Below are 12,863 nucleotides of genomic sequence, written 5' to 3'. Positions count from 1 at the left end.
GGCGTATCAAGAACGTCAAGGAAGGGCTGCGCCGTTTGCCGCATAAAGGGATTGGATACGGGATGTTGAGATATCTGGCTGGTGGGGAAGGAAACGCAGCTTTTGTTGCCGAGCCGGAAATCAGCTTTAACTACCTCGGCCAATTTGATCAGGATTTAAAGAATAATGCATTCCGCATGTCTCCTTATTCTGTCGGAGCTTCCATAAGTGATACGTTGACCAAGCGGTATGCTCTGGATATCAACGGCATGATCACGGACGGTGCCCTGGAACTGACGATCAGCTACAGCAACAAAATGTTTATGAAAAAATCGATCAAAAAGCTGGCTGATTTGCTGCAGGAGAGCTTGCGTGAGGTGTTGGCTCACTGTGTGACTAAAGAGCTGCCAGAGCTGACACCAAGCGACTTGTCCTTCCAGGGACTGACGGCTGTAGAGCTGGATCATATTGTAGAGCAGACGGCTGCTGCCGGAGAACTGGAAAACATTTATTCGTTAACCCCGATGCAAAAAGGCATCCTGTTCCACGGCTTAATGGAGCCGCAATCCGGGGCGTACTTTGAGCAGGCGACATTTGATTTGCAAGGCCGCTTTCAAGTAGAGGCTTTTGCCGAGAGCCTTAATCAGCTAGTAGAGCGCCATCAAATATTCAGAACGAATTTTTATAGTGGCTGGAATGAGCAGCCTTTACAGGTGGTATACCGCCACAAACCTGCCGGGTTCCGTTTTGAAGATGTGCGTTTCATGGAACAAGAAGAGCAGGACGCATACATTGCTGATTTTGCTGAGCGCGACAAAGCCGAAGGCTTTCAGTTCAGCTCAGGTGAGCTGATGCGGGTGTCTGTTTTACGCACAGGCGAGGAGTCGTATCGCTTCGTGTGGAGCTTCCATCATATTTTGATGGACGGCTGGTGCTTGTTCCTGGTTGTCGGGGAAGCATTTCATACGTACTTTGCCATCCTCGAAGACCGCAAGCTGGAGCTTGCCCCGGTAACACCGTACAGTGAATATATTGAATGGCTGGATCGGCAGGACCATGCGGAGGCTGAACGGTTCTGGCGTGATTATTTTGCGGGCTTTGAGCAGCAGACGGTATTGCCGCAGGTCAAACAGCTGGACGGTCACGCTAAAGCCTATGAAGCGGGCAAGCTTTCGTTTACACTGGGCCGTGAAGTGACAGAACGGATGAACAAGCTGGTTAAGCAGAAGCAAGTGACGGTCAATACCCTTATGCAAGCAGCGTGGGGCGTTGTGCTGCAGCGGTATAACAACAGCCGGGATGTGGTATTTGGCAGTGTCGTATCCGGCAGATCAGCGGATATTCCAGGCATCGACAAAATGATTGGGTTGTTCATTAACACGGTTCCTGTACGGGTCCACAGTGAGAAAGAGATGACATTTGCTGGACTGATGAAGCAGATCCAGGAGCAGGCACTGGCTTCCCGTGCCTATGAAACCTATCCGTTATATGACATTCAGGCCCTGACTGAGCAAAAACAGGACCTGGTCAACCATATTATGGTGTTTGAAAACTACCCCGTGGAGCAGCGCATGGAGCAGATGGGTAGCCGTGGCACGAATGGCTTTACGATTGCCAATGCTTCCGTGTCGGAGCAAACAAACTATGATTTCAACATTACGGTAGTGCCAGGCGATGAGATCCATGTCCATTTGGAGTACAACGCACAGGTGCTGGAACGTACAGCTGTAGAGCAAATCCGTGAGCATTTGCTGCATATCATTGAAGAAGCGATCCACAGACCAGATGCATGGGTGGATGAGCTGGAGCTCGTAACTGCTGCGGAAAAGGCAAAAATCATCGACGGTTTTGGATCCGTAGGTGTAGCTGCATGGAGTGATGAAAAGCAATCCGAAGGGGTATTTCACGCCTATGTGGAAGAACAAGCGCAGCTTGTGCCAGATCACGTGGCCGTGGTATACGAGGAGCGGCAGCTGACGTACCGTGAGCTGAACGAGCGTGGGAACCAGCTTGCCCGTAGATTGCGGAATGAGGGGATTGGACGCGAGTCGATTGTTGGTATTTTGAGCGAGCGCTCGGTGGATATGCTGGTCGGCGTACTGGCGGTATGGAAAGCCGGAGGCGCCTATGTACCGCTGGATGCAGATTATCCGTCCGAACGGATTCGCTTTATGCTGGAGGACAGCGGTGCGACGGTGCTGCTCACGCAAACTAGTTTGCAGGAGCGTGCACAGGCATGGCTGGAGGAAAGCGATCAGGCCTTAGGCGTAGGGCAGACTGAGGGCGAGCTGGAAACAGCGGCTGGCGCTGAAACGATGGAAAGAGACCGCCTGAATGAAGGCGTAAGCTTACTATCAGATTCGAAGTCTAACAGCGAAGCGGCATCCGAATCAGCAACAGGGCTGCGCCTGCATACTGTATTGGCGCTGGACGATGAGTCACTGTACACCGGGGATGCCACGGATATTGAACCGATCAACGGACCGCAGGATCTGGCGTATGTGATCTACACATCCGGGACAACCGGGCGTCCAAAAGGCGTCATGATCGAACATCGCAGCTTGGTGAATACGGCTGCGGCGTATCGCCGGGATTACCGTCTGAACCAGTTCCCCGTACGATTGCTGCAGCTGGCAAGCTTCTCCTTCGACGTGTTCATCGGCGATATTGCACGGACGCTCTATAACGGGGGCACGATGGTCATCTGCCCGAAAGACGACCGGATCGATCCAAGCCGTCTGTACGGCTGGATTCGTGATTACCAGATCACGGTGTTTGAATCGACACCGGCCTTGATCATACCGTTTATGCAGCATGTGTATGAACAGGGACTTGACATGAGTAGTCTGGAACTGCTGATCACGAGCTCAGATAGCTGCAGCGTGACAGACTACCGGGTGCTGCAAGAACGGTTTGGCGCGGAGATCCGCATTATTAACAGCTACGGCGTCACGGAAGCGGCGATTGACTCCAGCTTCTATGACGAAGAGCTGTCGAAGCTGCCAAGCAGCGGCCATGTGCCGATTGGGCAGGCATGGCTGAACGCCCGCTTCTACATCGTGGACAGCCAGCTGAATCCGGTGCCGATCGGCGTACTGGGCGAGCTGTGCATCGGCGGCATCGGGGTCGCACGGGGATACCTGAACCGTGCGGACCTGACGACTGAGAAATTCGTAGCGAACCCGTACGTACCCGGATAGCGGCACAGACCGGAAGCACATTGTACATGGTGCTACTGGGCGCCTACACCGTCCTGCTGTCCAAATACAGCGGTCAAGATGACCTGATCATCGGTACGCCGGTAGCCGGTCGCTTGTTGCCTGAGCTGGAGCCACTGATCGGCATGTTCGTCAATACGCTAGCTATCCGGCATCAGCCGCAGGGCAACCAAACGTTCCACAACTACTTGCTGGAAGTCCGAGATTGTACGCTGCAAGCCTTCGAGCATCAGGATTATCCGCTTGAAGAGCTGGTGGAAAAGCTGGATGTAGCACGGGATGCAAGCCGTAACCCGTTGTTTGACACCATGTTTATACTGGAAAATATGGAGTCACAGGAAGCGAAGCTTGAAACCCTGTCCTTCAGCCCATATGTTCAGGAACACAGGACCTCCAAATTCGATTTGACCTTATCCATGAGTGATGAGGACGGGCAGATCAAGGGTTCCTTTGAATATTGTACGAAGCTGTTTGGCGCCGATGCGATTGAACGATTAACCGAAGATTTGATAGCGATCCTGTCACAGGTTGGAGCCAATCCGGATTTGCTATTAAGCGATATTCAGGTGAACTCGGACGAGCAGCCAGAAGGCTTCTCGCCAGATTCCATCGACTTTATGTTCTAGACCCGTTTTCAGTTTTCTAAAAAGAAATGATTCAGTTTGCAGGCAAAGGCAGCGGCTCTGTCCGACTGCCCTTGCCTGCAAAGTATTTTTTTCTGATATAACAATGATTCGTTTTTATTTCGTTGCTCTCTCAAATTGCTTTACTCGGCACAATAACTGTGATCGTGTTCTCCTATACTTAGGAGATGAACCCCATAGCACGAATAGCAACATCATATTGTCTGAGAAAATACACACTTCAGTGGAGAGGCAGCACATGCTCAATCTGATTTGGTCTGGACTATGTATAAATGAATAAACCTCAGGGACTATCCATTTAAAAAAAGGAGCCCTGAGGTTTTTTGTTATTGAGCAGGAAGGACTTGCCTATAGTAATACGAAGCGGTCTCAAAATCTTTTTGGTGATAGTAAGCTTCAGCTATAAGGACATACAATTCGCTTATTTTTTTGTGGGCTTGCTTTTGTTGATATATGGTGCGAGCTAAGAAGAAATGATCCAGAGCTTGGGCTAGATTTCCATTACAGGAGTTGATTCGTCCTATTAAAATATTAAGCTGGGCTTTTAAATCCAGATTCATATTTACATGCAAAAAATCATTACAGATTTTTTCTGCTTCTTTAATGTTTTGAATGTCAATATAGAGCTCAGCAAGCTCCAATTTGGAATTGATCAGGCCTTCTTCATCGGATAACAAGGAGTATGCCTCAATAGTTTTCTCGATATAGGCTAAAGATTCATCATAATTCTTGATCTTTTTATACAGAATACCCAAATTTAAGAGTGAACCCGCTTTCAACTTCTTATTGTTGGTTTGTTCAAAAAACAGGAGGGATTGCTCGTACTGCAGCTTCGCTTCCTCCCAATTCCCCGTTTTTTTATAGCATACGCCCATCGTCATTGAAATTTCGCCAGCCTTATAAAATGCACTGTTTTGTAGATTAATTTGCTGAGCCTCCAATAAATGGGTTAACGCAGAAGTAATCTCATCTAGATGGCAGTGAAAGATGCCAAGGTTGAGAAGAACATCGACATAAAGCAGTTTGTCGACTGTAAATTGCTTGGTCAGCAGCAAAGCATTGTTGAAGCTTTTTAAAGCCTCTGTTAACTGATTGGTGCGATACAAAATTTGACCCTGCAAATTATATGATTTGGCTCTAATATCGTAATCAAAAGGAGGAGCATGCTGAATGACATCTTCAATATATTCATGGGCTTTTTCCATATCGTTAGATAACCAGTAATACCTTGCATACAGTAATTGTTGCTTGGCTTTTAGATCCGTTTCTTCCTCTGTGATTTCTATACTTTTTATTATGTTTAGAAACTCATTTAGCAAATTGTTTTCAAGATACTGTTCCGCCCTTACCAATTGAGCAGGAGCAGAGGGAGGAAGGGAAACGGCTTCCGGAACCTCTTCTTCTAACAGAAAAGTAATAGAGCAATTTAATCGCTCCGCAAGCTTGCTGATGATCTCAAAAGAGGGCATCGCATTTCCTTTCTCAATTTGACTAATGTAACCTCTGGTTACAACATCTCTGGCTAGATCCTCCTGACGCATTTTTAAACCTTTTCGTAAGTTCTTTATCTTTTTTCCTAGTAAAATCATATCCATAAAAAATACCCCCTTCTAATACATATTAATATGTTAGCATAAAATACATTTATAAAAATATATTCAAAAGTTTACTAATTGTGAAATTGAAGAAAATAAAGCTAGTACAAGTATGGCATATTAATCCAAATAAATCATTAGAACTTATTAAACTTTTTTTGTAATTTTGCCAAATTGGATAGGTTCAGATGAACCATTCGCGTCAAAACATACCATTAATAGCTAATTTCTTAAAATATCTTGAAAGTTTTCAAAATAAACTTTGACATATTTTGTTACCAGTAGTATCATAATTCCCAAGGAATTAATGACATATGAGGGGATGATGAAGGATGAACAAGAAACAAATGATTCGAATTTCGCTTTATTTGTTACTGTTAGTATCATTTTCATCTGGCTGTGAATATTTATTTGGCAATGGATTTTTTGCAAATCTCACGACAGTAGATGTCTTGCCCTGGTCATTAAATGTATTTCGTCCATAGAACAGCATGAGTAAACTACATAAGATTTATTGAAGCCCACATAAAAAGGGGGAAGAGAATTGTCAACTTCGAGTTATGGAATTCGTGGTTTTGGACAGGCACTGGGGCAGAAGCGAAAAGTAGAAGACGAGGTTCATAAATATACATCTAATATTGATAAAGTGAAAAAATGGGGTTACGAGTATTTTTATGCGGCGGCTCCAGAAGTCAGCCAAACGGATTTAGCGTTTCAGGCTGCGAAAGAAGCTCTGAACCATGCGGGGATCACAGCGGAAGAACTTGATTTTATTATACTGGCCATTAGCGAAATTCCCGAGTATCTCTATTGGGACCCTGCCTGTGAGCTTCAACATCGTCTTGGTGCACATTCCTCGGAAGCCATTTTATTTAACCAAGCCTGTAGTGGCGGGCTCATGGCCTTTGACACAGCAGCTGGCAAGTTTGCTGTTCACCCCGACTATCAATATGGCTTAGTGGTTACCTCCAATCGTAATAGCGAAGAATACCGCAATCGTGTCACATACAATTCTTGTTTTCACTCCGATGGTGCTTCCGCTGCTGTTGTCCAAAGAGAACATCCACATTGCCGCTGGGTCAGCACGAAAATATGGAGTGATGGTACATATGCTCCTCTTTTCCGGTATGATTGGGGCGGGAGTACAGAGCCATTTAATGCTGTTAATTTGCAGCACATTCATTCCTTTTCACCGCTGGCAAAAGTGCAGGATTTTTTTGACGCTGATCCTGTAAAATTGATGGATTTTATTGAATTGCTAAACAAGCGCATTCGTCGGGTTACAGAGCAGGCGTGCGAGCAAGAGGGAATTCAATTAACTGATATCCGTCGAATCATTTATCTCCACGATAATGTTAAATCTATGCAGGAGATAGCTGAAATTTTTGAAGTAGATACAGACCGAACCAATGCTAAATTGGCGACCCAATATGGTCATATGGGAGTCACCGATCAACTTTTTGATTTTAAACAATATATAGAATCCGGCGAGCTGAACAGAAACGACTATGTGGCACTGATTGGGATTGGAAACGGAATGCACTGGGTTTGCAGCTTATTCCAGGTCTAATTTAGCTTGAAATAAAGTCTGTTTTTGGAGGAATATAGTGAAGGAAGATATGATACAGATTCATAGTCAAGATGGTGTGCTGGAAGGTCGATTGGCATGGCCTGCTTGTACTGAACAGGAAGTCCCGTGTGTCATTTTGTTACACCCTTGGGGAGCATGGGACATGGATGGAAGCCATCCTGCGGATATGAGTGTGGATGATCAGCCTGTTCGGATGTTTTTACAACTACGCGATGCCATCGCAGATAAGGGAATGGCAGTACTTCGATATAACAGCCGTTTTGTACCTGCATCCAATGATTCAGCCGTGGATTATCAGCGCCGTACGTTTTCAGGATTAGTTGAAGATGCATGTGCAGCCGTTGATCTCGTGAGAAACACCGATGGAATACAAGCTGAAGCCGTATGGATGCTTGGAATTTCTTTAGGTACTGAAGTAGCTATTGCAGCATCTGAGAAAGCCCCTTCCTTAAAAGGATTGGTCCTTATGTCTACCATCGGCGAAAATTATCTTTATCGACGTTACTATATGGATGTAGAACGCAAGCTGCAATGGTTGTGGGAGCAGCAACTAGTTGAAAAGGACGGTACGGTGAAAGTAGAGGCCTTACGGGAACTCGCTTTACCAAGATGGGGATGGTGGGACCATCTGGAGGAAGAGTTACAGACCTTGGAATCTGCTTCATATGAACAGATCGCTTCTATTTTGAAATTACATTACGATAAAAATTTAGCACGGGATTTGCAATTAGGGAATGAAGAAGCACCATCCCAATTTTGGCAGGAATGGATAAGCAATGAACCCGCCTATAAGCGTATTACACAATTTACTGGACCAATATGTATCATACAGGCAAGCGATGATAATGCGACTCCTATTCGGGAAGCGTATTTGCTCAAAAATGCACTAAAGGATCGTTCTAATGTGAGCTTCACTGTATTCGATCAATTAGGCCATATTTTTTCCCCACGCAGAAGTGATGCTCGAAAAACTTATGGACCTATAGCTAGTAGGGTGCTGAGTTTTTTAGCGCATTATCTTGAAGAAAATAACTGAGCAGGAGGAGACTATGGAAATCCATGAGCTTGCCAGGAAAATTCGTCGCTTGAGCCGGGGAGATGATACAAGCAATACCGATATTCTTCCAGCATTGCGACAATTAAAGAACTATGAAGAGCTCGATGTAGTAGGCCACGCTTTGGAAAAGGTGAGTCCTGCTATGATCGGGATTCAGCCCAGAAAGCTCAAAACTTTAAAAATTGCAATCGTCAGCAACTTTATAGCTCAGCCTATCATATCCTCTCTACGTACTCTTCTACTCATACAGGAAATCTCACCCGAATTTTATCTCGCTGAATATAACCAGATTGCATTTGAGTTATCCAATCCACACTCAAGATTAGCAAATTTTAAGCCTCAAATGATTATCTGCCTGCTGGATGAGCAATTTTTGCTTCCGCAGGATTGGGATACATTGAATTTTGATTATATTCGTTCACACGGTAGGGAACAGCTTGATATGCTATACAAAATGCTGGACCAATACAATACTTGGCAGCCCAGCACGTTTGTTTTAAATACAATTCCGATTAATTCAATTGACTTAAGTAGTATTATTTCCTTTAAGCATAAGGCGTTATGGGGACGTTTGTGGAGAGAGCTAAACGACCGATTACTTGAATTCTCGGAGTTGCTTCCTTCGGCTTATGTGCTGGATCTTGAAATGCTATTAATGAACCACCCCGGATTATTAAGAGATGAGCGTATGCGCTATTATGCCAGTATCGCTTGGCATAACGATGTGTTTTTACTCGTTGCTCAAGAAGTTGTCAGTTTGAGCCGTGCTTACCTAGGCCTCTCGAAAAAGTGCCTGGTACTAGATTTGGATAACACATTATGGGGAGGTGTTATTGGAGACGACGGTCCCGCAAATATACAGCTTGGAAGCCTGTATCCTGGCAATTGCTTTGTAAACCTGCAGCGGATTGCTAAAAGATTAAAGCAGCAGGGAGTTATTCTTGCAGTATGCAGCAAAAATGAATTTTCCATTGTGGAGGAGGCATTAGAGAAGCATCCTGAAATGTTGCTTCGGCAGACGGATTTTTCAATCATGCAGGTCAATTGGGAACCCAAAAATGAAAATATTCGATACCTGGCCAATCAACTGAATATCGGTTTGGATTCCCTTGTCTTTGTTGATGATAGTCCGTTTGAGAGGGAACTGGTCGCTTCGACGATACCTGAAGTAACGGTTATTGATATAGGTGTAGAGCCTGCTTTATATCTAAACAGCCTATTGGAGACAGGTTACTTTAATGTATTGCTGACAACGGAAACCGATCAAAATCGCACAGAAATGTATCGTACGCAGGTTGAAAGAAAAGCGTTTTCCAAATCCTTTTCTTCTCCGGAAGAATACTTAAAGCAGCTGGAGATTGTCGTAAATATATTTGAGGCAGATGAGTATTCTATGCCGCGTTTGATGCAGCTAAATCTGCGGACGAACCAGTTTAACATGACCAAAGATCAATATACCGAAGCCTACAATCTACAAAATCAAAAAGAAGGACTGGTAAGCTTGCTTGGTTTTACCAGCAAGGACCGTTTCGGACAGGAAGGAATTATTGGGGGAGTCTGGATTAACAAGCAGCCGAATCATTGGGTGATCCAGAATTTTATGATGAGCTGTCGTGTGTTCTCACGTAAAATCGAATACGCGGTTCTTCAATATATAATAGATGAGGCTATGCGTTCCCGCATTCAATATATTGAAGCGGAGTATCGCCATACTTCTAAAAATCATATCGTATCTGATTTCTATACAAATGCTGGCTTCCATATGATTCGTCAAGAAGATGAACATGCTCAATACCGAATAAATTTGCCGATTTCAGGTTCGCTACAGCCAGCCTGGATACAAGTCCACAGTGAGAAAGGGGAAATGCACAATGTCTGACTTTGATCTGCAACTTCAGGAACTGGTGACAGATGTATTAAATACGGATACGGAAGTTCAAGAAGATACTCGACTGGATACTCTTGAAAATTGGGATAGCTTCAATTCCCTGCGTCTCCTTGTTCAGATTGAACAAAACTTTCAGGTCCGAATTAAACTGGAGGATTTTCACAAGTCGCTTACAGTAAGAGAGTTAGGGAATATTATTTTATCGCAACAAAGCGGTAAGACAGTAGAGGTGGAGTAAGTGGAACTGTCTAAAAAACGGAAGAGCCTAGGTTTGCTGGCTTATCCCATTTACTTTGAGCTGTTAGCCGGGGTTATAGCGGGAATTATTGATATTTTTTGGGTCGCACAGTTAGGTAGTGCATCAGTCGCAGCCGTGACGGTCGCAACCAGTCTGGAAAATGTACTTCTTGCCATTATACTCATTGCCAGTGCAGGAACTACGGTTCTGATTTCACGCTACTTGGGAAATAAAGATCTATCCTCTATAAAAAGTGCAGTCAGAGATAGCTGGATTTTGTGGGCGGTAATAAGTCTGCTGGTTGGTGGATTGGGGTATGTATTCAGAGCTGAAATTGCGAGTCTCTTCACTAGCTCTGAAGAAAAAGACACGCTAATTTTAACTACAGCATTTTTGGCAATTTCATTTCCGGGAATCATCATTTTTTATGCGCAAAATATGGTGGATTCTATATTCAAAGGTTACAGCAATACAAAGTTTCCGATGCAAATGGCGTTATTGTCTAATTTGTTAATTCTCGTGCTGGATCCGCTTTTTATATACGGTTGGCTGGGGTTTCCCCAATTAGGTGTACAAGGAGCAGCATTAGCTACTGTGTTAGGGCGAACAATCACTTTGATGATTGCTTTCTACACATTCTACCGATCCGATATTATCAAGACATTAAAAGAGGTTGAATATGGTGCAAAAACACGGAAAAATGTAAAAGATATTCTTAATATCGGTCTTCCCATGTCAGGTGACTTTATAGCTCGTATGGGGAGTAACATGATTCTCATCGGCTTGATTGGAACCTTTGGAGTCTATAGCATGGCGGCCTACGGCATCGGGACGAAAATCATTGTATTTATAACGATGTTTTTCTACGCGGTTCGGCAAGCAGCGAGTATTCAAATCTCTTACCAATTGGGTGCAGGAGAAGGCAAAAGTTTTCATAAAGTCGGTAAGAAGGTGCTTTGGCTAGGCGGGACCGTTGGATTACTAGCCGGCATACTGTTATTAGTATTGGCTCCATTTTTACTTCGAATCTTTACGAATAGTGAACAAGTCATTCAGGAGGGGATGATCTATCTTGATTACATGAGTCTCTATTTGTTACCTCTTTCGCTTGCAGTAAGTATCGGAGGTGTGTTTTTAGGCTCAGGTCAAAGTCGAACGATGTTTTATGTGACATTAATAGGGACTGCCGTCACTCTTTTAGGGGCATTTACACTGTCTTCTTTTAGCAACCTGTATGTGCATGGTATTTGGATATCACAAATTCTAGGAGTCGTGGTACAAGCAGTGGTGCTGTTGTTTTTATTCCAGAGAGGAAATGCATCTATTAAATCAATTGCTCTGGAAGGCTAACTATTCAATGAACTGAAATGGGAGTGAGAGAATTGAAGGATAGACAGGTTATTGTCGTGATTCATCGTTTTGGAGGTTTAATCTTTGGTAATTATATGAACTACAACACAGTTATTGATCATTCACAAAACGATGTTATCTACTTTGTGAATGAAAATGGATATAAGGATATTGCCGAGTATAAAGAACAAGCAGCTAAAATAGTTCGATTCGAACGTCTGGAGCAGCAAGATGAATTGGATCAAGCTATGTTTGAAGTTGTCAGTACCTATGGCCCAATTGATCACCTCATTAGCTTATCCGAATTTGATATGGACGTTGCCGCATTTTTAAGAACAAAGTACGCTATTCCGGGTGTAGATGAGCAACAGGTTCAATTGTACCGGAATAAGGTTGAAATGAAGAAAAGATTGCAGGAACACTCTATACGTACTCCTTATTTTATTGATTTTACAACCTCCGATGAAGTCCTTGCTTTCGCTAAAAAAGTGAATTATCCACTTATCTTAAAACCCAAAGTTTCAGCAGCCAGCATAGGGGTCAAATCAGTGCATTCCGATGCAGATCTGGAAGAATTTCTAACCACCATTTCCTTGGCTGATTATGAGGCCGAAGAATTCGTTGAGGGTACCATTTTTCATATCGATGGCATTGTGAATAAAGGGAAAATCGAGTTTATATCTGTGTCGCGCTATGTAGGTAGCTGCCTGGACTTTTCCAAAGGAAAGCCGTGTGGTTCCATTCTGATTACTAAAGATAAGAACCTTCGGCAGCGTATTGTTGATTTTACAGACCGTTCGTTAAAAGCCCTGGAATTAAGTGAGGGTTCCTTTCATATGGAGCTGATTCATAAACAGGAAAAAGAATTGGTGTTTTTGGAAATTGGCGCACGTTTTGGCGGGGCGGAAATTCCATTCTTTTTACTTGATCGCTTCGGTATCCATCTCGGTGAAGAAACGGTCAAAATCCTGTTGGGCACATTTACGGGAGTACCTGAAGCAGATTTAAATATACATGGTGGTTTTCTTCAAATACCTGAGCCACAGAATACTCCGCTAGAAGTCATCCATGTAACAAGCCTCAAGGAGCAAATTCCGGAAATCTTTTCAGAAGTTATTCCTAATGCTGGAGATATCATGGATGGAAGCGGCTCCTACTACCATATCAGCGGTCGATTTATGTTCGACGGACAAAGTGAAGACCAGGTAGAGCAGGCTATTTTTAAAAGCATTCAACTTTTCCACTTGGAGGGGAAACCTTTAGAGAAAATAAAGATATGAAAAACATCCCTTCCCCTAAACGG

The 12,863-nt window shown here is 44.0% G+C and carries 9 protein-coding genes and 1 other annotated feature (1 of these 10 only partly in view); of the genes, 8 read left to right on the top strand and 1 reads right to left on the bottom strand.

Annotated features, from left to right (window positions below; translation table 11 throughout):
* Positions 1-19, bottom strand: a sequence feature (23S ribosomal RNA rRNA prediction is too short); it reaches 224 nt to the left of the window's first position.
* Positions 20-35: 16 nt separating this feature from the next.
* Positions 36-3,179 (top strand): condensation domain-containing protein, encoded by a 3,144-nt coding sequence (locus tag ACQQ6X_RS23075; protein WP_430493501.1) that lies wholly within the window; start codon positions 36-38, stop codon positions 3,177-3,179.
* Positions 3,180-3,205: 26 nt separating this feature from the next.
* On the top strand, positions 3,206-3,823 hold the full coding sequence (locus ACQQ6X_RS23070; protein WP_430493500.1) for a condensation domain-containing protein: 618 nt from the start codon (positions 3,206-3,208) through the stop codon (positions 3,821-3,823).
* Positions 3,824-4,167: 344 nt separating this feature from the next.
* Here the strand turns inward: ACQQ6X_RS23070 and ACQQ6X_RS23065 are convergent, their stop codons facing one another.
* Entirely contained in the window at positions 4,168-5,436 is a 1,269-nt protein-coding gene (locus tag ACQQ6X_RS23065; protein ID WP_305167213.1) for a helix-turn-helix domain-containing protein, read from the bottom strand.
* A 544-nt stretch (positions 5,437-5,980) separates the two neighbouring features.
* Here ACQQ6X_RS23065 and ACQQ6X_RS23060 point away from each other — a divergent pair.
* From ACQQ6X_RS23060 to ACQQ6X_RS23035, 6 genes are read left to right on the top strand one after another with little or no spacing between them, the layout of a single operon-like run.
* On the top strand, positions 5,981-7,006 hold the full coding sequence (locus tag ACQQ6X_RS23060) for a 3-oxoacyl-ACP synthase III family protein (RefSeq protein WP_305167212.1): 1,026 nt from the start codon (positions 5,981-5,983) through the stop codon (positions 7,004-7,006).
* Positions 7,007-7,043: 37 nt separating this feature from the next.
* On the top strand, positions 7,044-8,063 hold the full coding sequence (locus ACQQ6X_RS23055; RefSeq protein ID WP_305167211.1) for an alpha/beta fold hydrolase: 1,020 nt from the start codon (positions 7,044-7,046) through the stop codon (positions 8,061-8,063).
* A 13-nt stretch (positions 8,064-8,076) separates the two neighbouring features.
* Positions 8,077-9,963: an HAD-IIIC family phosphatase gene (locus tag ACQQ6X_RS23050; protein ID WP_305167210.1), complete on the top strand. Its 1,887-nt coding sequence runs from the start codon at positions 8,077-8,079 to the stop codon at positions 9,961-9,963.
* The gene (locus ACQQ6X_RS23045; RefSeq protein WP_305167209.1) at positions 9,956-10,210 is read left to right on the top strand and encodes an acyl carrier protein; all 255 of its coding nucleotides are present in this window, start codon (positions 9,956-9,958) and stop codon (positions 10,208-10,210) included. Before ACQQ6X_RS23050 ends, ACQQ6X_RS23045 begins: the two co-directional genes overlap by 8 nt.
* Positions 10,211-11,560: an MATE family efflux transporter gene (locus tag ACQQ6X_RS23040; RefSeq protein ID WP_305167208.1), complete on the top strand. Its 1,350-nt coding sequence runs from the start codon at positions 10,211-10,213 to the stop codon at positions 11,558-11,560.
* Positions 11,561-11,577: 17 nt separating this feature from the next.
* Positions 11,578-12,840, top strand: coding sequence for an ATP-grasp domain-containing protein (locus tag ACQQ6X_RS23035; protein WP_430493499.1), 1,263 nt, complete (start codon positions 11,578-11,580; stop codon positions 12,838-12,840).
* The last annotated feature ends 23 nt before the right edge of the window (positions 12,841-12,863 follow it).

The sequence above is a fragment of the Paenibacillus ottowii genome (assembly GCF_050516475.1).
GTDB lineage: Bacteria > Bacillota > Bacilli > Paenibacillales > Paenibacillaceae > Paenibacillus > Paenibacillus ottowii.
Note: the sequence above shows the minus strand (reverse complement) of the source record. Positions and strands in the feature narration are given on the sequence as shown.